The sequence below is a fragment of the Laspinema olomoucense D3b genome (assembly GCF_025370785.1).
Classification (GTDB): Bacteria; Cyanobacteriota; Cyanobacteriia; order Cyanobacteriales; family Laspinemataceae; genus Laspinema; species Laspinema olomoucense.
In genome coordinates this window covers 20,264-40,153 of record NZ_JAMXFA010000012.1, presented here as the reverse complement: position 1 = coordinate 40,153, position 19,890 = coordinate 20,264, and the positions used below count along the sequence as shown (strand labels likewise).

At 48.3% G+C, this 19,890-nt stretch carries 18 protein-coding genes; 13 read left to right on the top strand and 5 right to left on the bottom strand.

The features are described from left to right. Nucleotides 1-587: 587 nt before the first annotated feature. The 6 genes from NG792_RS10835 (at nucleotide 588) to NG792_RS10810 (ending at nucleotide 6,045) form a co-directional block, all read left to right on the top strand. Complete coding sequence (locus tag NG792_RS10835; RefSeq protein WP_261235449.1) at nucleotides 588-1,508, top strand: COX15/CtaA family protein; 921 nt, start codon at nucleotides 588-590, stop codon at nucleotides 1,506-1,508. Nucleotides 1,509-1,582: 74 nt separating this feature from the next. Further along, on the top strand, nucleotides 1,583-2,563 hold the full coding sequence (locus NG792_RS10830) for a heme o synthase (protein WP_261235448.1): 981 nt from the start codon (nucleotides 1,583-1,585) through the stop codon (nucleotides 2,561-2,563). Between the two features lie 303 nt (nucleotides 2,564-2,866). Continuing rightward, nucleotides 2,867-3,421, top strand: a complete 555-nt coding sequence (locus NG792_RS10825; protein ID WP_261235447.1) for a Uma2 family endonuclease — start codon at nucleotides 2,867-2,869, stop codon at nucleotides 3,419-3,421. A 214-nt stretch (nucleotides 3,422-3,635) separates the two neighbouring features. After that, nucleotides 3,636-4,655, top strand: a complete 1,020-nt coding sequence (locus NG792_RS10820) for an ABC transporter ATP-binding protein (protein WP_261235446.1) — start codon at nucleotides 3,636-3,638, stop codon at nucleotides 4,653-4,655. A gap of 66 nt (nucleotides 4,656-4,721) precedes the next feature. Then, entirely contained in the window at nucleotides 4,722-5,603 is an 882-nt protein-coding gene (locus NG792_RS10815) for an ABC transporter permease (protein WP_261235445.1), read from the top strand. Nucleotides 5,604-5,670: 67 nt separating this feature from the next. After that, complete coding sequence (locus NG792_RS10810) at nucleotides 5,671-6,045, top strand: hypothetical protein (protein ID WP_261198159.1); 375 nt, start codon at nucleotides 5,671-5,673, stop codon at nucleotides 6,043-6,045. A 76-nt stretch (nucleotides 6,046-6,121) separates the two neighbouring features. On the opposite strand, the gene egtD is transcribed toward NG792_RS10810, so the two are convergent. The 3 genes from egtD to egtC all read right to left on the bottom strand — a co-directional run bounded on the left by egtD (nucleotide 6,122) and on the right by egtC (nucleotide 9,452). Further along, complete coding sequence (gene egtD, locus NG792_RS10805) at nucleotides 6,122-7,183, bottom strand: L-histidine N(alpha)-methyltransferase (RefSeq protein WP_261235444.1); 1,062 nt, start codon at nucleotides 7,181-7,183, stop codon at nucleotides 6,122-6,124. A gap of 207 nt (nucleotides 7,184-7,390) precedes the next feature. After that, nucleotides 7,391-8,671 (bottom strand): SUMF1/EgtB/PvdO family nonheme iron enzyme, encoded by a 1,281-nt coding sequence (locus tag NG792_RS10800; RefSeq protein WP_261235443.1) that lies wholly within the window; start codon nucleotides 8,669-8,671, stop codon nucleotides 7,391-7,393. Continuing rightward, nucleotides 8,646-9,452, bottom strand: coding sequence for an ergothioneine biosynthesis protein EgtC (egtC, locus tag NG792_RS10795; protein ID WP_261235442.1), 807 nt, complete (start codon nucleotides 9,450-9,452; stop codon nucleotides 8,646-8,648). The genes NG792_RS10800 and egtC overlap by 26 nt, the downstream gene beginning before the upstream one ends. A gap of 115 nt (nucleotides 9,453-9,567) precedes the next feature. On the opposite strand from egtC, the gene NG792_RS10790 reads away from it, so the two are divergent. The 6 genes from NG792_RS10790 (at nucleotide 9,568) to NG792_RS10765 (ending at nucleotide 15,927) form a co-directional block, all read left to right on the top strand. Next, nucleotides 9,568-10,233 (top strand): dual specificity protein phosphatase family protein, encoded by a 666-nt coding sequence (locus tag NG792_RS10790; RefSeq protein WP_261235441.1) that lies wholly within the window; start codon nucleotides 9,568-9,570, stop codon nucleotides 10,231-10,233. Between the two features lie 276 nt (nucleotides 10,234-10,509). Continuing rightward, a complete protein-coding gene (locus NG792_RS10785) occupies nucleotides 10,510-11,694 on the top strand; it encodes a DUF8738 domain-containing protein (protein ID WP_261235440.1) in 1,185 nt (394 codons plus the stop codon). Nucleotides 11,695-11,907: 213 nt separating this feature from the next. Continuing rightward, nucleotides 11,908-12,045, top strand: a complete 138-nt coding sequence (locus tag NG792_RS10780) for a hypothetical protein (RefSeq protein ID WP_261235439.1) — start codon at nucleotides 11,908-11,910, stop codon at nucleotides 12,043-12,045. 388 nt (nucleotides 12,046-12,433) lie between these two features. Beyond that, the gene (locus NG792_RS10775) at nucleotides 12,434-13,453 is read left to right on the top strand and encodes a DUF8738 domain-containing protein (RefSeq protein WP_261235438.1); all 1,020 of its coding nucleotides are present in this window, start codon (nucleotides 12,434-12,436) and stop codon (nucleotides 13,451-13,453) included. A gap of 450 nt (nucleotides 13,454-13,903) precedes the next feature. After that, a complete protein-coding gene (locus tag NG792_RS10770; RefSeq protein WP_261235437.1) occupies nucleotides 13,904-15,196 on the top strand; it encodes a hypothetical protein in 1,293 nt (430 codons plus the stop codon). A 131-nt stretch (nucleotides 15,197-15,327) separates the two neighbouring features. Then, complete coding sequence (locus NG792_RS10765; protein ID WP_261198149.1) at nucleotides 15,328-15,927, top strand: gamma-glutamylcyclotransferase; 600 nt, start codon at nucleotides 15,328-15,330, stop codon at nucleotides 15,925-15,927. Nucleotides 15,928-16,085: 158 nt separating this feature from the next. Here the strand turns inward: NG792_RS10765 and NG792_RS10760 are convergent, their stop codons facing one another. Further along, complete coding sequence (locus tag NG792_RS10760) at nucleotides 16,086-16,868, bottom strand: MBL fold metallo-hydrolase (protein WP_261235436.1); 783 nt, start codon at nucleotides 16,866-16,868, stop codon at nucleotides 16,086-16,088. A gap of 623 nt (nucleotides 16,869-17,491) precedes the next feature. Here NG792_RS10760 and NG792_RS10755 point away from each other — a divergent pair. Next, a complete protein-coding gene (locus NG792_RS10755; protein ID WP_261198147.1) occupies nucleotides 17,492-17,692 on the top strand; it encodes a hypothetical protein in 201 nt (66 codons plus the stop codon). A gap of 649 nt (nucleotides 17,693-18,341) precedes the next feature. Here NG792_RS10755 and NG792_RS10750 read toward each other — a convergent pair. Continuing rightward, complete coding sequence (locus NG792_RS10750; RefSeq protein WP_261198146.1) at nucleotides 18,342-19,382, bottom strand: pentapeptide repeat-containing protein; 1,041 nt, start codon at nucleotides 19,380-19,382, stop codon at nucleotides 18,342-18,344. Nucleotides 19,383-19,890 lie beyond the last annotated feature (508 nt).

The window sequence follows — 19,890 nt, the reverse complement described above, 5'->3', positions numbered from 1 at the left end:
CCGCAGTCGGCGACTCCGAGTGCTGTCTTGCAACAGTTTTTTGTGACTCCAATTGCTAAGTTAGCAATTTTTCGGGTTCTCTGTATCAGTTGTGGGTATATTCCGTCCCTCAATTTGTCACAGATAGGGGATAAATAGGGAGATTTTTTGGCAATGTTTCTTCGATCGCCTGGGAATTGCACAGTTGTTATCGCTGAATGTTTTCGGCAGTGAACGGGGATGACGGTGAAAACCGTCACTAGACTTCTTCCAGAAGTATCTTAAGCCCCCCTTGGGAAGGGGGGTTGGGGGGATCAATCCGGAATGAAAGCAAAAGGTCTACTACGAAAGGGGATAACGGTGAAAACCGTTACGAGAAACGCGCATTTATTAAGAAAGGTTAACTTTCCCGTAGAGATTGTCAGGAAATCCCGGCAATTTTTAGGGGAGGGAAAATCAGGGAAAAGGCTTGTCGCTCTCGGTTCTGACTCGCTACTGTAGAAAAAGAGCTTCCTTGTCGGATTTGGGGAAAGGATAAACTACATCAGAGTAATTACTCAGTGTTAATTTAACATAAGGAACGAAAATGACGCGAAGGAGTAGCAATTATGGCGAACTCAGTCGTTGATCGGCATCCGGCGATCGCACCCACGGACTCCCCCCCTCGGGATCGGATTCGTCGCTTGGTCTGGAAAATCGCGATCGCGACCCTGCTCTTAATGGCAGTCGGCAGTGCAACAAGGGTGATGAATGCGGGTCTGGCTTGTCCAGATTGGCCGTTATGTTACGGAAAGTTAGTTCCCACCCAGCAGATGAATTTTCAAGTGTTCCTGGAATGGTTTCACCGCTTAGATGCGGGATTAATCGGCCTCAGCGCGATCGCCTTAGCCGGTTTATCCTGGTGGGATCGCCGCGAACTCCCCGGTTGGCTACCCTTTGCCTCCACCGGCGCATTGGGTTTAATCGTCTTTCAAGCCGTATTAGGCGGACTCACCGTCACCGAACTGCTGCGATTTGACATTGTAACCGCTCACCTGGGAACTGCCCTGTTATTTTTCACCACCCTGTTAATCATCGGTATGGCACTGTTACCCTATCAAGGGACTGGCAGTGTGGGTAAACTTCCCTGGATTGGCCTGTTCGGAGCAATTTTTGTCTACGTCCAAAGTTTACTCGGGGGATTAGTGGGTTCCCAATGGGCGCTTCACCAATGTTTCGGCTACAATCAGCTATGCACAGTGATGAACAGTCACATTGTTGGGGTTGTTCCCCCCACCGTCACGATCCTCGCTTTAGTGGTTTTGGCATTCCGAACTCCGGCATTGCATCCTAAATTACGACAACTCGCCAGGTGGGCCGGTATTTTGTTGCTCTTGCAAATTGGATTAGGGATTGCTACATTTTACGAACATCTGCAAGTGGAACTGCTAACGGTGTCTCACCAAGCGACGGGTGCAGCCTTACTCGGAACCCTGGTGGCGTTTACAGTATTAGCACTGCGCGATCGCGCCGGAAGTGTTCGGGTTTGAAATTTCCATCGTCAACTGTATTTCGATGCAATGGCCCAGCCTCTTGACTGCTGAAAGGAAACAAAATATTTATCATGCAAGAAATCATCGCAACTGGTACACAACGGCATCATGAAACTCTGTTGCAAGTGCTAAAAAGTTACTACCAGTTAACCAAACCTCGAATCATTCTGCTGCTGCTGATTACCACGGCATCCGGACTCTGGGTCGCGGCTCATGGAGAAGTCGATCCCCTGTTAGTATTAGTGACAATGGCGGGCGGGGCTTTAGCTGCCGCCTCAGCGAATACGATTAACTGTTTGTACGATCGCGATATCGATTACATCATGGAACGCACCCGTCATCGCCCCTTACCCTCGGGTCGGGTGCAACCTCGGGATGCGCTGATTTTTGCGATCGCCTTAGCAGTCACTTCGTTTACCCTGCTGACGGTGTTTGCGAACTTACTCGCCGCACTTCTCGCCATGTCGGGAATCGTTTTCTATGTCGCCATCTATACCCATTTACTCAAGCGTCACAGTACCCAAAATATCGTCATCGGAGGCGCTGCCGGGGCGATTCCCCCGTTAGTCGGTTGGGCGGCTGTTACGGGAGACCTGAGTTGGGCACCGTGGGTGATGTTCGCCATCATTTTTCTCTGGACACCGCCCCACTTCTGGGCATTAGCCATGATGATTCGCGATGACTATGCCGCCGTCAATGTCCCCATGTTGCCGGTGATTAAGGGAGATGAAGAAACCGCCCGTCAAATCTGGTATTATACTTTATTGCTTTTGCCATTAACCCTAGGGCTGACTTATCCCTTGCATACCAGTGGAATGGTCTATGCAGCATTGGCGGTGTTTTTAGGGGCGATTTTTGCCAAGAAAGCCTGGGAATTGTTGCAAGCCCCCACAGACCGAGACAAAGCGCGATCGCTGTTTAAATATTCGATTTTATATCTGATGTTATTATCTGCCGGAATGGTGGTGGATAGTTTGCCCGTGACTCATCAGGTAACGACGGCGATCGGTCAAAATGTTCAGGTTTTAATCAGTGCAACGGGCGTGATGTAATTATCCCGATTTGACTCCGGTGAATTCCTCAGTTAATCGCCAATAAAACTAACCTAAATCGGTTAGTAAACCACAGAGATTGTGGGATGGGGTGGGCCAATTGCCTACCCCTAATTTTTGGGGAAATTTTTAACTCAACCCGCACCCTAAAGGGTGGGGCTATACAGACAAATCCCGCCTGTGCGGGCTAATAGAAAAAATAGGTTTTTGATAAGCGGATTGGGTATCATCCTAATTCCCCTCACTTGGACAACTCGGAATAAAATGTTAAAATGAACAGAAATTAACATCACAGGAGGTAATGTGGAAGTCAAAGCTAAGCTGACCCTAGAAGAATTTTTCGCTTTACCGGAAGGGGATATTACCTACGAATTGGTTGATGGAGAAGCTAAACCTAAAATGTCACCCAAACGATTTCATTCTAGATTAACCATTACCCTATGTTTACTGCTGACGCACTGGAATCAGGACCGGGGTGAGGTGGGGATTGAGTGGGCCATAAGACTGAAACGCAAGGGTCAAGACTGGGTACCCATCCCGGATTTGCTGTATATCTCAGCCGATCGCCTCTCTCGCGATCGCATCCTGGATGAACCTTGTCCCATTCCTCCCGAATTAGCTATTGAAATTATTTCACCGGACCAAAGTTTTGGCGAAATCAGTGGCAAGGTGATCGATTACTTAAATGCGGGAGTTTCTCGCATCTGGATTGTCGATGCTAAAGTCAAAACCCTCACTATTTTCTATCCCGATTCTCCCCCACAAACCAAACAGGGGGATGAAGTTATTACCGATGAATTATTGCCCGGATTAGAATTCACTCCCGCCCAGATTTTTGATGACGCTAGAATACCTTAATCCCCGAAAAAATTGGTAGAAATTTAGCAATTTAAGCGTTATTCACGCCATCCACCTCTCCCGATTCACCCCATCTACTGCCAACCCTTGATCCAGCCTAATCCCTCGGACTGAGAGGCCCTATTCTGAAATTTTTACTCCGGACATACCATAAAGCGTTTAAAATGAAATTACAGAGTATGTAGATTTGTATCAAGTTCGGATTAAGAAACTCATGGCCCCTGCTGTTTTAATCGAAAACCTTCAAAAGCGTTACGGAACCGTGGAAGCGGTGAAAGATGTCTCCTTCCAAATTGATCCGGGTGAAATCTTCGGGCTGTTGGGTCCCAATGGTGCAGGCAAAACCACCACCATTCGCTGTTTATGCAGTCTGGTCACTCCCGATGCCGGTCGTCTGGAGGTTTCGGGCATCGATGTGGTGGCAAATCCTAAACTAGCCCGAGGGCGTCTGGGTTATGTGGCCCAGGAAGTTGCTTTAGATAAGGTGCTGACAGGTCGGGAACTCTTGGAATTGCAAGCGGCATTGTATCATATTCCCAAATTTTTGGCAAGAGATAGAATTAAGACGGTCCTAGCCTTATTGGGTTTGGACGAGTGGGCCGATCGCCAAACGGGCAAATATTCCGGGGGTCTCAAGAAGCGTCTGGATTTGGCTGCCGGATTATTGCACCAACCGGATGTTTTAGTCTTGGATGAACCCACGGTGGGATTAGATATAGAGACTCGCATGGCGGTGTGGGGATTTCTGCGGCAGTTGCGCGAGAATGGGACAACGGTTTTGATTACCAGTCATTATCTGGAAGAAATTGATGCCTTGGCCGATCGCGTGGCAATTATCGATCGCGGTCACGTGATTAATACGGGGACCCCTTCTGCCTTAAAAGATCAAGTCGGAGGCGATCGCATTACCCTGCGAATCCGGGAATTCTCTCCCTTGGAAGAGGCGCAACAAGCCAAATCCTTACTCGAACCCCTCCCCTTTGTAGAAGAAATTATCATCAACAATGCTCAAGGAAATTCCCTGAATTTGGTGGTGAAATCCCAAAGTGATGCCTTGTTAACCATTCAACAAGCCTTACGAGATGCCGGTTTACCCACCTTCGGAATTGCCCAATCTCGACCCAGTTTAGATGATGTTTATCTCACGGCAACAGGTCGCACCCTGTTAGATGCAGAAATTGCTGCAGCAGGAACTCGGGACCCGAAAAAGGAACGCAAACAGAATATGCGATAACATCATTCACGATTGGTTATCCCCCCTTCTAATTCAACTGCAAAAAATACCATAAACAATCAGATTATGAGTCAAACTGTTACACCCAACCCAGCTACAGTCTTAACTACCCCAAGGGTTGAGACCAGTCCAGGTAACCCCATCGGGGAATTTACTCAGGAAACCTTGGCCCTGACCAAACGGCTATTTATTCAATTAAAACGCCGTCCCTCTAGCTTAATTGCCGGGGTGATTCAGCCTTTGATGTGGTTGATTCTCTTCGGCGCGTTGTTTCAAAATGCTCCCCAAGGAATGTTTGGGGAGAGTGTGAATTATGCCCAATTCTTAGGGGCGGGGGTGATTGTGTTTACTGCCTTTTCTGGGGCGTTAAATGCGGGATTGCCGATTATGTTCGATCGCGAATTTGGCTTCCTGAATCGGCTACTGGTTGCCCCCCTCTCGACTCGGTTTTCGATTGTGGTAGCTTCAGCAATTTATATTTTGCTATTGAGCTTCATTCAAACTGCGGTGATTGTAACTGCTGGTGCCTTTATGGGTGCGGGATTACCGGGGGGATTAGGATTAGGGGCGATCGCCTTTATTACCCTGCTGCTGGTTTTAGGCGTCACCGGATTGAGTCTGGGATTAGCCTTTGCCTTACCGGGACATATCGAACTGTTGGCGGTGATTTTCGTGATTAACTTGCCGCTATTGTTTGCCAGTACGGCATTAGCGCCGCTTTCCTTTATGCCGAAATGGTTGCAAATAGTTGCTACCTTAAATCCCTTGAGTTATGCGATCGAACCCATTCGCTATCTGTACCTCCATTCTGACTGGACCCTCAGCAGTATCGTCATGCAGGCCCCTTGGGGAGAAGTCAGCTTTGGCAGTGCATTGGGAATCCTTGCTGGATTTGCAGCAGTGGCATTATTGAGCATTCAACCCCTACTCCGGAGAACTTTTGCTTAGTAGAATGGTCGGTATAATCAATGGTTCACCTGACAAACCTATGAAATCGACGTTCACCTTTAACCCAATGGCTCGAATTTCACTCGGAACCCTCGCCGCGATCGCCATGACTGCCGTAATGTTACCTGAGTCGGCGACAGCAGAAGAAACCAACCGCGCCAGCGATTTACTAGAACCCCAAATTCAGCTTCAAAAGAATCCCTTTGAATCGACTGCTGGGGATGGGCAGCAGTTGGATGTATTTGATCTGATTCATCGCGCTCAATTCGGAACCTCCCGCAGTATGCAGGAATTTAATCTCCAGCAACGGGAAATCCTCAATGATGCAGCAGCCGATTTTCGTTCCCGACAATTGCAAATGCTGGAGAAAAATCAACAACCGGAAATTTCTGAAGAAGAACCCCTACCCAACTCGGATTCCCTTCCTGGGGATACTCCTTAACTAAGTTCCCTTTGGGACGGAGTAATAAACGCTGATGGAGTCAGTTCCATCGGCGTTTATGGTTTTAAGTGAGGATTTAGTGGGTTGATCGCACTTGCGCCAAGACTAACCCAAACCAATTATTTGGATCGGTCCAAGTTTTCACCGTCGTCAACCCTTGTTTCTGCAAATACTGCCGCATTTCCTCTAAATCAAATTTCCGGGAAATTTCCGTCAGGATGGTTTCTTCCGGTTCAAATTCAACAGTTAAGTCCAAAGCGCGCAGTTGCACGGTTTGAGCGCGCCGACTGCGCAAGTGCATTTCAATTTGATGTAGTTCTTGGTTATAAAATGCCCAATGTTCAAACTGTTCGGGTTTAAAATTACCATCAAAGCGCCAATTCAAATGATTTAACACATTTTGATTAAATTCGGCGGTTACCCCTTGAGCATCGTTATAAGCAGGCTCTAAAATGGTTGGAGATTTATGCAGATCAATTCCTAACAGGAAATATTCCCCGACTTCTAATGCCTGAACAATATCGGCAAAAAAGCGATCGCATTCTTCGGGGTTCAAATTTCCCAAGGTACTGCCTAAAAAGCAGAGGGTGCGGGTGGGCAGAATCGCGGGAGTCAAATTGGCTAGGGCTAATTCATAAGTGCTGACTAGCCCATGCACCTGCAATGACGGATAATCTAGTAATAACTGGTTGGCGCTACTTTCTAAAATTCCGCCACTGACATCAATCGGCAGATAGCGCAGGGGATATCCCAAATTTTTGTAGGCATCTAAGAGAATTCGAGTTTTGGTGGAACTGCCACTGCCGAGTTCTACAATTTCGCTAGACCCCGTGATTTGGGCAATTTCTGCCGAACAATCCTGCAAAATTGCCGCTTCTGTCCGAGTGGGATAATATTCGGGTAAGTCGCAGATTTGCTCAAATAAATGAGACCCGCGATCGTCATAAAAATAGCGGGGGGAAAGGGTTTTTTGCGTCTGGGTTAACCCCTGAATGACATCAGAACCGTTATCAATTTCGGCAGGAGAAAGAGTGGGGCTGACTAATCGTTCTAGCCGCAAGCGTTCCGATAGAATAGCCGGTTCAAAGTCAACCCGGGTGGCTAACTCTGGGGTATCAGACGGTTTTGCAAATTTCATCCGTATTTTTTAGGTGTGAGGCATAAACAAATCGGGTTCACGGTTCTATCAGCTATCTCAGGGTATGGGAGACTGATAGAATCGCGATCGCCGTTCTTATATTGTCTCATTGTCCGCGAAAACCGGGCGGAAAAGTTCCTGCTTTAGGAATAAATTTTCTCACTAATCGCGAACTCTAATTAATCGCAGAGATTTGCATAATTCCTATTAATCACTTCCCCCAGCACAGCGAAATCCTGCTAAAATCAGTCGCATCCAAGGGTGATACCAGTTACGGAAACTGCCGCGCATCGCCCAAGGACGAGTCGCCCAACTGCTGCCGCGTAAGACGCGATGCTGTTGGTCAAAATAGGTTTGGGAGTATCCCGGGTAGGGATAGGGTTTGAATCCCGGATAGGGCGTAAACCAGCTAGAGGTCCATTCCCAGACATTTCCCATCATGTCATAACATCCGTAGGCGCTAACACCTAGGGGATACCGATTAACCGGGGTGGTTTGCGCTTGTTGATTATCATGATTGCAGCGATCGCCCGTGGGAAATTCATCTCCCCAAGGATAGATGCGCTTTGTCTGGGTCACCGGGTCCCAACAGGCCGCTTTTTCCCATTCTGCTTCCGTCGGGAGTCGTTTCCCCACAAATCTTGCATAAGCTTCCGCTTCATAGTAACTGACGCCACAGACGGGATGATGATTAAACGCCGGTTCATCTCGCCAGTACAGCGGTTGAGTCACTTGTGCACCTTGTAACCAGTCCCAACCCGCCTGAGACCACCAATCCCGCGTTTGATATCCTCCGCATTGTATAAATTGCCGATATTGTTCACAGGTGACGGGATAGGGGTCAATGGTGTAATCTGGCAGGTACAATCGTTGGGGTGACTGCTCATTATCCAGGGTATCGGGTCCATCGTTTCCCATCCAAAACTCTCCGTCCGGAATAAGGACAGTTTGAGTCGGCAATTCTGAAGCATCGGCGATCGCCTCCTCTCCTTTTCCTTTCGCCCAGTTCTGTAATTGCAAAATAAAGGCAATGGTTTCTGTATGCTGACTTTCATGTTGCAGGATAAACCGCCAAATTCGCTCTTGTTTTTCCAAGTCAGCGATTTTTAAATACTCTAAAACCTGCGATCGCACCGCCGAAATATAATCCAAAATCTCCGGCAACGGCGGTAACTCAACTCGTTGATGTTTCGGCAATCCATCCTGTGCCATCAATTGCCGATACTGGGGAAATAAAGGCGCTATTCCTGCACCTCGTTCCAGCAACCATAATCCTTCCGTAAATCCAATATGTCCTAAGTGCCAACCCACGGGACTAAACTCAGGATGGACTTGACAGCGAAAGGTCTCGTCATTCATCGATTCAAAGAGTTTGAGGGTGCCCAGGCGACATTGATGCATCGATTCGCGGAGTTCCTCTCTCACAGCATCCGGGTCACGGACTACCCCAGAGGCGATCGCCTTAGATTTGATGGATATTGATCTCAAGATTCTCCCCCACCGTAATAATACTTTCTTCCGGACATTTATGCCAATCTCCCTCGAACAAAGGTTCCGAGGCAATCATCACCGAGTCGGGAAAGTTCGGATCATCCCGCAACCAGTACAAAGTCGGTGCACCTGTCTGATTTGCAAAGCGTGAAGCAACCAATTGATGTCCGTCAGTGATGATCAAATTGGCCGAAAATTTCACCCCTTCGGGTCTAGCGAGTTCCGTTAAAATGGTTAAGGTACTGTGCAATGCGGAAGTGAGGGGGGGATGCGCTTGCGGGTGATGATCTGCCGTGACATCTAAGAGGGAGAGAAATAGGGCAAAAATATGTTCGGTGTCTGTCGTCCCGCTAATGTGTTGGTAAATCTCATCCCCTAGCTTGTTGCGAATTGGACGATACAGGGTTTTGCGGAAGTTATCGATAAACCCGTTGTGAATCGCCATAATCCGGCGATCGCCAAAAGGGGGACAATTGTTTAAGGTCACCTCCTGTCCTACGGTCGCACTGCGGACACATCCGAGGAAGGTTCCGGTTTCAATATACCGACTCAGATGCGGCAGGTTCGTATCATTCCAAATCGGCAGCAGATTTTTGTAAGTAAAGGGGTCAACCTCCCGGTCTGGATCATACCATCCGATGCCAAATCCGTCAGCGTTGACGACTCCGGAGGTCATTTCTCGCGGTTGATAGCTTTGCGCCAGCAGGGAATGTTCAGGTTTCAGAAGTAGGCGATCGAGTTGAATCGGTCGGCCTAAGTAGGCAAGTAAACGACACATAGTAAATTTTGTATTTGACTCTGTAAAATTATAGAACAAATTAGTCCCGAGTGAAGTTCAAACCTTACTCGGGTGACTCAAAAATCTTGGAAAGACAGGTAACCTACACAGGACTATGAAGTATATTGTTCTATTTACCATTTTGGGGACCGGACTCCTCACCCTGGGAGAGCAATTAGGCGGATTTGGATGGGTGTTCGCGTGGTTAGGGCTGGATTTTTTAATTGTGGCCGCCGCTTATTTGAAACTGGGGTATAAAATTTTTGGCAAGCGCTCCACCGATGGACAATTGGGACTGGCTTCAGTTATTTTATTATTCCCTTACCTGTTATTCTGTTGGGGTTTTTGGCATTTACAGCGCCGATTTTTGAAAGAAGACTGTTATAATTATATAGCACCGGGTTTGTGGATGGGAAGACGGGCTTTTGTTGATGAGTTACCGGCGGATATTAGTTTATTAGTGGATTTAACCGCTGAGTTTCCCGAACCCAAAGGGGCGCTAGATGGGAAAGACTATCTTTGTTTACCCACGTTAGATGCTCACGTTCCCAATGAGGGAGAATTCCGCGCCTTAGTCCAAAAAATTGCGGATTGGCCGGGAAATGTTTACATCCACTGTGCGATCGGACATGGGCGATCGGCCACCGTCGCTGCTGCAGTTTTGATGGCCCGAGGATTGGCAACTAATGCTCAGGAGGCGGAAGCGATGTTGAAGAAAGCGCGACCCTGGATTAAGTTAAATCAAACCCAGCGCCAGTTATTAGAAACGGTGGGGTTTTAGTTCAGGAATAGACGGGGCATCTGCTGTATTCTCCCCTGCCTCAGATTTAAAAGTTAAGAATTTTCTCGGCCAGTTCCCCCGAGTCCGGTCCAACCTCGGGGGAGTTTAATGGGGTGATGAATGAAATACTCAATTCACTCGGATTGATGAATCCCCCGAGGGAGATTTAATTATTTGTAAATCGATTATTTTATAGCCGTCTAAAAATATGTAAACATTTTATTGTAATTCTGCGTCTTGGCTATTTATTAGAACAAAAACAGGAGTCCAGGCTTTATGAAATCTGAAAAAATTCTTTTTTCGTTGGTGTTAATGGGGTTGATTGGATTAATCGCCCCTTTAGGGGGATTCAACGCTGCTGAAGTGACCGGGCAAGGGTTAGGCGTAGAGTCGGCCACCTTGATGGCAAAGGGCGATCGCCAGATGAATTTGGATAATGTCCCCAGAGGTGTGCAAAGTGCCGTGATTAGTGACCTGTCCCGCCGCCAAAACATCCCCGAACGACAAATTCGGATTACGGAAGCAACCCGCCAAACTTGGCCGGATTCTTGTCTCGGTTTGTCGGGACCGAACGAATTCTGCTCTCAAGTGCGAACCGAGGGCTGGCGGCTTGTGCTCACGGAAAACAATAATCGGTGGGTATATCGCACGGATGAAAACGGTCGGACGGTCCGGTTAGAATCGGGACAGAATGCGACGAGTACGGAGTTACCGCGATCAGTGTCCGATGCTGTCTTACAAGCAGTTTCCAGTCGGGGGCAAATGTCTATCAATAACTTTCGGATTGTGAAAGCGGTGCGGCAAACTTGGCCCGATGGCTGTCTGGGAGTTCCCCAAGCCGGGACAAGTTGTACTCAAGCGCGGGTTGAGGGATGGGAAGTGACTGTGATCAGCGATCGCGCTGCGGGTCAGCGGTGGATTTATCGCACGGATAACTCGGGTCGCACGGTTGTTTTATCCGAAGCTTACGATGGTCGATCCAGCTTACCGCGATCGGGTCCTAATCCTGTCTTACAACCGGGTACAAATCGGCCTGTCCCGAATTCTTCCCAAATTCCGCCTCACGAAATGCCGCAACCGTTAACCCAGGGAATCATCTTCCGCGCCATTTCCAGTGGGGGAATCACCGGACAGACTTATGAAACGGTACTCATGAATAATGGTACATTGATGCAGGTCTTACAAGGACCGGGCAATGCCAATGATTCCGGGCGGCGCGTGGGTCGGATTTCGCCCCGAGAAGTGCAGGAGTTTCGACGGTTGCTTTCCCAGCAGCAATTTGATCGCTATAACGGTTTGAATGTATCTCCCTCTGGGGGGAGTGCCGACTATATCACGGTTATCCTTTCTAGCCGTTCGAGTACGATTCGCTATGCCGATATCAGCCAACAACAGCTTCCCTCCAATTTACAGCCGGTGATTCAATCCTGGAATCGCATTGTGAGTCAAATTGGACGGTAAAGGGTGCGAAATGATAGGGAATCCATTCCGATGAGTTGAGATAAAAATGAGGCGGTTCCGGAGGAGTCGGGGTGACTCAGAAGGAGGGGAAAAAGAAAAGTTAGAAACCCGGTTTCTATTCCGATCGGGTGATTAATTGGCCTAAATCTTGTCAAAAAAGCTGGGGTTTTGGCGGACTGATTTCAAAGAGAATCACGGGTTGAGAGCAACGAGATGAAAGAGGGTCCCTGGGATTTAAACCGGGGTAAATTGAATCAAGGTAGCCTGGGCTACAAACGGGCAGAACGATTTGCGTATGAGCGCGATCGCTCTGCCCGTCTTGATTTAGGGGACATCTCCTGTTACAGTTAAAAATATACCCGTAGCGGGTTTTACCTAAACGCCCCATCAAGATTGGGCCAGGTTCGGAGAAAAGCGCGATCGCCAATTCCCTTCAATTACCCTGATCCCTGTAAGGAAAAGGATGGGTTACCAGGGAGTTCTGGTGATTTGAAGCCCCCTTAAATGACCGGGGAAAGTCTTTGATTTAGGTTGCGGTTGTGGGATTATCCCCAAACTCGCAATCTCGCGATTAAAGTAGCGTTTGCGGAACTTACAGCCGGGGTGTTGTTGTCTAAATTCACATCTGAGGTTTGGTGCGATCGCAGAAACTCCATTGCGATCTTTCCCCCAGGATGCCCCGTGCAATCCGGGTTAATTCCAACAGGCATTTAGGCATCGCGAATAACGGAGCAGTGCTATGAACCACGACGAACAACGCCGTAAAAAACAGCCTAACCCGCTGGTACTCGCCGTCATGCTGACAGGTGTCTTACTCCTAGAGGTACATCCCAAAGCCACTTCTAGTGCGAGTGCAGTGAGCGATCCAATGGCGATCGCGGGGCAACTCGTTCGCAACACGCGCAATCTTCTGCGTCAAACGATTCACCCGTACCCTCTCCCCGAGGCGGTGATCCAGGCGGTTCAACAAGACCTTTCCTTTAAACTGGGAATTCCTGCCTCTGAACTCCCGATTACTGAGTACAGTCTGGAATCCGAGCCTCCTCAGTGTCAGGAGAACTCGGATCCCCCGGGGAATTGTACCGATACCAGCCTAAAGCAATGGCGGATTGTCGTCTCCGATCGCTGGGTGTATCGCAGCGATCCCCAGGGACAGAGCCTGACACTGGAAACCCCGGCTGTGCCGGTTAGCTACCTCCCCACAGAGGTTGCTAATGCAGTTTTAGAAGCCTCGGCCCGTCGTTCCCGCTTGGACATCGCGGACCTCAGCATTACCGATATTCAGGTCCGGGATTGGCCGAATCTCTGCCTAGAGGTAGAGATTCCTGGGCAAGAGTGTCATTTGGGCACTACCCCGGGTTGGCAGATTGCGATCGCTGCGGGTCAGGAACGTTTAGTTTATAACGTCGATCGCTCAGGGGAGGTCCTCTTATTCAATTCCGCCTTATCTTCAGCCCTTGCGCCTTTGAAGCAGCCCCCTTTGCCCTCGGGTTTAGCAACCCTAGTCAAAGCTGACCTCACTGAAAAAGTAGGGATTTCAGCGGAACAATTAGACATCGCCGAATATAGCCCCCAAACTTGGACCGACAGTTGTCTGGGATTGCTCCATTCCCAAGCCGTCTGCGATCGCAACACAGTCAACGGCTGGCGAATCGTCCTCTCTAATGGTGGCACTCGCTGGGTTTATCGCACTGATGCTACCGGCAAAACCCTCGGCTTAGAAACCTCAATTTCTGAACACCAGCACCCTAAAAACTAAACATTTAAAACTTAATTCAGACTGAATCTATCACCTTAACCCGTCAATTCTGACCCTGCTCCCGCCTGCTAAACCCTGCAAAGGGAACCTACCCCCACCAAGGTCCCGCTCGGAATTTCCTCCCGAAGCGGGCCTATTTTACTTCCCTTGGAAGTGAGCTTGACCCGGCGAAGTTTTTCCGGGATCATCACTTAGGGAACTCCGGAAAAAAGGGGTTCCTCGACTCGGAAAAAAGTCTTAAAAGAGTGCTAACCTAACTATCACCAGAGGGGTATTTCATTTTTTGGAAGATCCCGAATCAAGCTGCCTTTGCTCCAAGCCGCTTTACCTTTTAAACTAGGGTATTCTACACAAAAAGAAGCGCTTTCTTTCCTATGGAGTTTCAGTGGCTAAATCGGAGAGGAAGCGCTTTCCTTGTCAAGGGATATCGAACTCCAGGAGGATTTTGCCATGTTATTGCCCAAAAACCTGTCGATCGCAATCTGCTCTTTGCTCTTGGGCTTCACGGGTTTCAGTCTGGCGGGATGTCAAAACTTAGGGGTGGTTTCATCCGGGGATCTCAGGGTTAACCAGCCGGTAAGGTTAATCGCCGAAGCCGATCGCCAAGCTGTCTTCGTCAGTCTGCCCTCCCCTCGACGGGACCCGAACCCCGACTTTTCTGCCGAAGTTCTGGAAATCGACCTGAACGGTAAGAAGCGCCGCATTGAGGCAATCCGTAAGCAAATTAAATATCCAGATTCGGTGACGGGGGAATCCAACCTGTTATATTTGTTGGGCTTTAATTGGGGCGGAACCCAACGCTGGATTCCCGATCCCCAGCATCCCTCACCCGAATTCTGGCAGAATCCCCAAGACCCCTCGGTGCTGTTGTTTCAACCTCAATCCAACCTAGGGAGCTTATATCTGCTGGATACGAACACCCTCGAAGTGAAGGCGATCGGCAACCATCAGGCCCTACGGGAGGCGATCGCCAAAACTAGAGCATTGCCCCCAACGCCCCCACCCCCGAATTGCCAGGAATCCGAGTGCGAAGCGGGGGCGAAAATTCTCTACTGGGCTTCTGATCCCAATTGGTCCCCCGATGGTCGGATGATTGCCTTTACCTCGAATCGGGAAACTTTGGGAGCCTCTTCCGATATGAGTGTTTGGGTGTTGGATGTGGCAACGGGTAAAGCCTCTAAAACCCTGGGCCGCACTGGGGACAAATATCGCATTTTCGGATGGACGGCCCAAGGTCAAATTTTGGCTTTGGAGTATAATCAATTGCCCAATTCATTAGTTGCTATCTCCCCCACCACAGGAAACAAGGAAGTTTTATTACAAGGTCAATTCCTGGAATTCCTGGCCCTGAGCGATGATTACAAGACGTTGCTCTATGCCAGCCGCCCCCCGGGGGAAAACTCCACAAGCAGCTTTGCTAAACTCTACGCCTTTTCAGCGGATACCCGAGAAAGTCAACTTCTGTTTGAAGAAACTCCCATTGAACGGTTGTCTAGCATCCGCCCGGATTTCTCAGAACAAAGCGATCGCGTGGTGGCGGTCCTCAGCGATGTTGAAGGCGGTCACACCCTCTGGGTTTATGACTTACCGCGACAAATCAGTCAGCGGGTTTCCCTGCCTTCGGGTAAACGCCTCTTTGCCACGGAACGCAAGCTAGAGTGGGCCGGAGACCGCCTGGTTGTTCCCCTGGAAGATGTCGAAACTCAGTCCTTCAGCACCCTCCTGATGACCGTTGACTTGTAGGGTCCCGCCTCTGAGTCCCGGGAGAATTTTAAAGATTTCTTGAATCTACGGTTCCCCGGTCGGGATACGCTTGTTTTTTTATCTAACCTTTGATAGAATTCCTTCATACCTAGCAACTGGTTAGCCAAAAAATGAGCGTTCAGCCTAGACATTTACAGGGTTTGCAGACCCAACCGTCCCTGAGCAAAAGGTCAGCCCGATTAGAATCTCCTAGCGAAACCTTTTATTATTTCGCTTATGGTTCTTGTATGTGTCCAGTGGATTTAAAACGATCGCTGGGGGAACCTACCCATCAGTATGCGATCGGTCCTGCTACTCTCAAAGGCTATCGCCTGCAATTCTCCGGGTATTCAACCTTACGCAATTGCGGCGTTCTCGATGTGGTCAAAGACCCCACGGCCTCTGTAGAAGGCGTTCTCTATCAACTCCCTTGGCGACTGTCCGATCGCCTGGATGAACGGGAAAAAGGCTATCATCGCGAGGCGATCGAAATCTTCTCGGGTCACCAAGTTTACCAAAATGTTCGCACTTATACCGTCGCCCATAAACTCTCCGAAGAACTCCCCCCCAACGATTGGTATTTTCAGGTTGTCTTACGCGGGGCAGTCACCTGCGGACTTCCAGAATCCTACTGCTGGCATTTATTTAACTATATGTATCAATTGCAAACCCGCCCTGCTCAGAATACGCTGCTCAAAACTGCCTCAATTTCTACTTCTTGCCCGGAATGAAAGCGGCGCTTTTTGGAGCAAGCAATTCGCCGAACTTTCTCATCAAAATCCCTAGAGATATCTCTCCCCTAAAACCTTAAAAAACCCGTTTTCAGGACAGAAAACGGGTTAAAAGGGGGGGTTTTAATCTCTACCACACCAGCAAAAGCTCCAGGGGTTCAACTCACCTGGGCAGTGCGTTGTTCTAACGGAATCTCTATGCGATCGCCTGGTTTGGGGTCGATCGCCCGGGTAGAAATCTGGTGCTTTGCCAACAAAGAGCGAAAATCTTCAATCGTTCCTTGGTCGCGAATCAGAGACATTAACAGCCCCTCAAATATCACATCCCCTCCCGCTGCAGTTGGTAACATCACTTGAGGTTGCAGCATTTTAGCCAGTTCTAAAGCACTTTCTTTCCCTTTAATAATTGACCCCACAAGTGGTAGGGATAAATCAACAATTGGGGCGATCACCACATCTATAGGGCCTTCATTTTTTAGGGTGGGAGAATGAGAACCGTGGGGTTCGTAATATAGACTCGTACCCGTTTCTAAATCTCGGAGAATATAGGCATTTTCCACCACAAAAGGTCCAATAGGTGAACCGGGAATTGCTTTAATTTCGAGTTGATTTCCCAAGCAAAAAATTTGCCCATGTGCCAGGGGGGTGATTTGAGTATAATTCAACTCCCGGACTATCTTGGCTGCATTAACAGAAGCGACAACGGGAATTTGGCGATCGAGTTGTTTTAATGTGGGCGGATGTGCATGGTCTTCCAAACCCTGGGACAGTAAAATCAGATCGATATTGCCCGGGATGGGGCGCTCCCTACGGCGATCGCTTTTGAACAACCAAGGCTGGTTTCCAAATACTAATGGACCCACGAGCCAGGGGTCAAGTAGGATCCGCTTAGAGGCTAATTCAATGAGCCACGAATTACTGTCTAACCAAGTCAAATACATAATCCGAACAATCTTATCTTATTGATAACGCCTTTCAATATTTTACGTCTTTGTTACAATTGCTTATCAGATTTTCAGGAATTGCCTTGGGGTAAGGGCTTGGAGCAACGGGACAGGACTGTAATAAAATCACCCATTCTTAAACCCTCGCATCTAGCGCCGAGGGAGGAGTAGGGTGGGTGAGCTATCCTCTGGGTCTGTTGGCGATCGCCGCTCCTAATGAATCTCAATAGGCTGGAAGTGCAGGAGCAGGGAAGGCAGAAAATTGAGGAAGCGAATAAGGCTAGTAAATTATACGTTCCAGCCTGCCTTGAGTGGTGCAAACCGGGCCTTTGAAAGGACTGCCTATTGTCATAAGAATCAATATCCCTTTTTTGAGCCGCGATCCCCCCTAAAAAAGATTCGATCCCCGTTTCTATTCTCCCTAATTTTTTCCAGCGATCGCCTAGGCGCAAGAACGCTCATAGAGCAATGGTTTTCCGGCGGGGGCCTAAAAAATTATCGGAATTTAGGACTCAAATCACACGAGTCCGGAGCTTTAAATCACAAATTGACTTGATAAAATACCCCATACTTGAGATAATAAAGTTAAAGAAATCATTACGTTTTCACGAGGGGAGAAAATGGTAATTCAGGGAAATTTCTACAAATTGACAATTTCTGAAATTTTTTGTCAAATCTGGCGCTCTGGAAAAATCACTTACCTAGAACGCTGGGGTTTGATGAGAGCGCTGCTCAAGGATTCACTAACCGAAGATGAAATGGACGCCATCAACCGCCTGCTTCATGCAGTCCGGCGCGGATGGTTACGAGTTGAAGAGTAAACGCCCTTGGGCAAGCCTCAGTTGTCATCCATATCGCGATCGTCCAGATGAAGCCTGGTTAAACAGTCATCTGGGTTCCATCTAAAAACAAATAAATTTTAGGTCTAAAACGATTCCTTACAGGGAGACCCCGATCGGTTTTCTTCAGTTTATGAGGTATATTTTGGATTTTTTTTAAGCCTAAACCCCCCCATGATGCGCCAGTAGAGAGCAAGCGCGCCTGATACCAAATCCGCTTGTTAAAAGTCGTTTTTATCCCATAGCGGGCTGAGGCAGGCTTTGTCCCTGTAGACCCACCCTTGAGGGTGTGGGTTTTTATAGGTCTTTGAAAACCGGATTCCGTATGACTTCCTAGCCGACACAGCCTAGAACCCCCAAAGCATACCCACTGCCCTATCCCGATCCACTCCTATACTCCAGCAATCGCGAAAAGCCAATTGATTGTTCGGACAACTGGATTTGTGTACAAAATTTTAGATAATTCGCAATAAATTATACTCCCTCCCCTATCTATCCCCTAGTGCTGGGTTAAATGACTCTTCCCTCACCCAATTGAGTCGAGCAGACCGACAAGAAACCCGGTTTCAGGTCCTGCCTTGTGGCGAACACCCCCAATTTTTTCAAGAAACCGGCTTGCTAACCTGACATTTTAGGTGCGGGCTTTTCCATTGGGTTGAATTACCCCTTTTAAAGTGGCTCCGCGAAGGTTGACATTCACTACATTAGCTTGAGAGAGATTCGCGCCGGAAAGATTGGCTTTTGTCAAATCTGCATCCATCAAATGAGAACCCATCAGATTTGCCTCACTTAAATTCGCTTCGCTCAGATTGGTTTGAATTAGATAAGCTCCACTCAAGTTAGCCAGACTGAGTTCAGCACCACTGAGGTTTGCGCCAGTTAGCAGTTTATGGCTCAAGTCAACCCCGGTTAAATTGGCCCCACTAAAGTTAATCCCACTTAATTGGGCATCCTTGAGGCACACTTCTGTCAAATCTGTTTGGCTGAGGTTGGCTTTGCTGAGATTCGCACCACTGAGGTTAGCTTCCCGAATATCGGCTTTAGTTAGGTTAGCCCAATTGAGATGAGCTTGACTGAGGTTGGCTTGCTTGAGATTGGCGGCACTGAGGTTGGCATGAGTTAGATCGGCGAGGTTTAAGTTGCTTTGCTTGAGTTTGGCCCCACTAAGATCCGCTTTATGCAGGTTGGCTTCGGTTAAATCGGCTTTATTGAGGCTGGCTAGACTTAGATCGGCTTCTCGCAGATCCGCAGATTTCAGATTCGTTCCGATTAAATAGGTTTGATTGAGTTTGGCGTTATTGAGGTTGGCTCCACTCAGGTTAGCGCCGCTCACGTCGGCGTTGGTGAGAATGGCTCCGGTGAGGTTGGCCCCACTGAGGTCGGCCCAATTCAGGTGAGCGCCCGCTAAATTGGCTCCACTGAGGTTGGCTCCGGTGAGGTTGGCTCCACTGAGGCTGGCTCCGCTTAAATTGGCTCGACTCAGATTGGCTCCACTCAAGTTGGCTTTGGTGAGGCTGGCTCCACCTAAGTACACGCCACTGAGGTTGGCTTCGCTTAAGTCGGCTTTGGCTAGGCTCAGACGATTAAAATCTCGGGTTCCTCCTGCGTATTGCTGCAGGAGTTCTTCTTTGGAAAAGCTAAGTTTGGGTGCGCTCAGGAGGTCCGCCGTCATAGCTAAAATACTTTCTTATAATTATTTAATCTTTCTATTAAAATTTTACTCAAATTTACGGAGTCTGTGAAACCGAGTATTCTCTGAAGTATCATTACGTTTTGTAACAGATTCCCTCTGGCGACTCTAGGGGCGTTCAATTCTGATGAATTTCGATGAGATTTTCCGAATAATTTTGGTAGAAAAAAGGTTTAAAAGTCTTGGTATAAAAGGGTTTTACCTCCTATTTTTCTGAGTAAATAATTTGAAAGACTCTCTTAGAGAGTACAACATTCTGGGGATAGGTTTGGGTTAAAAAAAGAATGTAGGTTACCGGCGCATTTCGATCGCCCTCAAAAACCAGCGATCGCCTACGGTTACAGTTTTCTTATCCGAGTTTACAGGGGTTCATTTCATGGGTTGCATTTTACACTCATAAAAAATTTACGAAAATTTACGGTTGACAAATCAAATGTATTATGATATTGCACCCTTAAAGGGACGGGAAGTTAAGGGGGAATTGCCCTAG

Bases quoted from the DNA above. Each gene is read 5' to 3' on its own strand.
- NG792_RS10770 (WP_261235437.1), top strand. From the start codon at position 13,904: ATGTTATTGCCCAAAAACCTGTCGATCGCAATCTGCTCTTTGCTCTTG.
- NG792_RS10830 (WP_261235448.1), top strand. From the start codon at position 1,583: ATGCAAGAAATCATCGCAACTGGTACACAACGGCATCATGAAACTCTG.
- NG792_RS10750 (WP_261198146.1), bottom strand. From the start codon at position 19,382: ATGACGGCGGACCTCCTGAGCGCACCCAAACTTAGCTTTTCCAAAGAA.
- NG792_RS10760 (WP_261235436.1), bottom strand. From the start codon at position 16,868: ATGTATTTGACTTGGTTAGACAGTAATTCGTGGCTCATTGAATTAGCC.
- NG792_RS10810 (WP_261198159.1), top strand. From the start codon at position 5,671: ATGGCTCGAATTTCACTCGGAACCCTCGCCGCGATCGCCATGACTGCC.
- egtD (WP_261235444.1), bottom strand. From the start codon at position 7,183: ATGAAATTTGCAAAACCGTCTGATACCCCAGAGTTAGCCACCCGGGTT.
- NG792_RS10790 (WP_261235441.1), top strand. From the start codon at position 9,568: ATGAAGTATATTGTTCTATTTACCATTTTGGGGACCGGACTCCTCACC.
- egtC (WP_261235442.1), bottom strand. From the start codon at position 9,452: ATGTGTCGTTTACTTGCCTACTTAGGCCGACCGATTCAACTCGATCGC.
- NG792_RS10820 (WP_261235446.1), top strand. From the start codon at position 3,636: ATGGCCCCTGCTGTTTTAATCGAAAACCTTCAAAAGCGTTACGGAACC.
- NG792_RS10785 (WP_261235440.1), top strand. From the start codon at position 10,510: ATGAAATCTGAAAAAATTCTTTTTTCGTTGGTGTTAATGGGGTTGATT.
- NG792_RS10815 (WP_261235445.1), top strand. From the start codon at position 4,722: ATGAGTCAAACTGTTACACCCAACCCAGCTACAGTCTTAACTACCCCA.
- NG792_RS10775 (WP_261235438.1), top strand. From the start codon at position 12,434: ATGAACCACGACGAACAACGCCGTAAAAAACAGCCTAACCCGCTGGTA.
- NG792_RS10780 (WP_261235439.1), top strand. From the start codon at position 11,908: ATGAAAGAGGGTCCCTGGGATTTAAACCGGGGTAAATTGAATCAAGGT.
- NG792_RS10755 (WP_261198147.1), top strand. From the start codon at position 17,492: ATGGTAATTCAGGGAAATTTCTACAAATTGACAATTTCTGAAATTTTT.
- NG792_RS10765 (WP_261198149.1), top strand. From the start codon at position 15,328: ATGAGCGTTCAGCCTAGACATTTACAGGGTTTGCAGACCCAACCGTCC.
- NG792_RS10835 (WP_261235449.1), top strand. From the start codon at position 588: ATGGCGAACTCAGTCGTTGATCGGCATCCGGCGATCGCACCCACGGAC.